This is a genomic window from Streptomyces sp. NPDC104309 (assembly GCF_055584025.1).
Window position 1 is genome coordinate 1 of sequence record NZ_JBVJMV010000146.1, and the last position, 1,440, is coordinate 1,440.

1 protein-coding gene is annotated in these 1,440 nt (G+C 69.1%); it reads left to right on the forward strand.

Features of this window, described 5'->3' with window-relative positions:
- Positions 1-61 precede the first annotated feature (61 nt).
- Positions 62-1,300, forward strand: coding sequence for an IS701 family transposase (locus tag ACZ68L_RS46905; RefSeq protein ID WP_469591051.1), 1,239 nt, complete (start codon positions 62-64; stop codon positions 1,298-1,300).
- Positions 1,301-1,440 lie beyond the last annotated feature (140 nt).

The following is a 1,440-nucleotide window of genomic DNA, read 5'->3' on the forward strand; positions in this document are numbered from 1 at the left end:
CTAGTAGTACTTCGTTAGGTTGATTTGATCTTGGTGGTCGTGGCGGTGCATGCTGCGGCTCGTGGATCTTGATGAGGTGGAGAAGCTCCGCGGAGACCTCGGCGATTTCATGGCTGAGGTCTTCGCGTCCTTGACGCGCAAGGACCAGCGCCGGCAAGGGGATTGCTATCTGCGGGGGCTGATGCTGGACGGGCGGCGCAAGTCCGTCCAGCCGATGGCCGGGCGGCTGCCGGACGGCAACATGCAGGCCTTGCAGCAGTTTGTCAGCCAGTCGCCGTGGGACCACGTCCCGGTGCTGCGGAAGATCGCCCGGAAGATGACCTCCGCCATCAGTCCCGAGGCGTGGGTGATCGACGACACCTCGTTCCCGAAATCCGGCGACCAGTCGGTGGCCGTGTCCCGGCAGTACTGCGGTGCGCTGGGCAAACGTTCGCCCTGCCAGGTCGGGGTGAGCATCCACGCCGTCACCGACCGGGCCTCGTGCCCGCTGTCGTGGCGGCTGTTCGTGCCACCGGAGTGGGACGAGCGCGATGACGTCCGCAGGAAGCGGACCGGTCTCCCGCCGGAGGTCGGGCACGTCGAGAAGTGGCGGCTGGCGATTGACATGCTGGACGAATCGATCGCCTGGGGGCTTGCTCCGCAGGTCGTGGTCGCTGACGCGGGCTACGGCCAGTCCGCCGCCTTCCGTCATGCTCTGCGCTCCCGGCGCCTGGACTATGTCGTCGCCGTGCGCGGGGACGAGACGGCCCACCGCTTCGAGGCGGAACCGGTGGCGCCCGCCTACGGCGGCGCGGGCAGGCGCCCCCTGCCCCGCTACCGCACCGGCAGGCTCGCCCTTCACGAGCTCGCCACCGAGGAAGGCCGTCGGGCGTTTCGGCAGGTCACCTGGCGCCAGGGGAGCCGCGGCGCGATGCGCTCGCGGTTCCGGGTCCTGCAGGTGCGGCCCGCCGGGAAGATGCCCCGGACGCTCGCCGCCGCCGACGCCGGAGGCCCAGCCACCTGGGACGGCGTGCTTCCGGCCGAGACCCTGCTGGTCGAATGGCCTCCCGGTGAGAACGCGCCCACGGACTACTGGCTCACCGACCTCCCGCCCGACACACCGATCCGGCGGCTCGTGCGCCTGGCCAAGATCCGCTGGCGCATCGAGCACGACTACCGCGAGATGAAGCACGGCCTCGGCCTGGACCACTTCGAGGGCCGCACCTGGCGCGGCTGGCACCACCACGTCACCCTCGTGACCGCAGCCCACGCCTTCCTCACCCTCCGGCGCCTCGACCCAAAAGCCGAAGCGCCGGCCTGACCTTCTACCAAGTCCTCGACACCATCCAGGACCTGATACGGGCCTGGACCGGCCAATGCCCCACCTGCCACCGCGACTTACCCAAACACACAACGACAACGCCGCCACCACAGAAGCGCAACCTAACGAAGTACTACTAG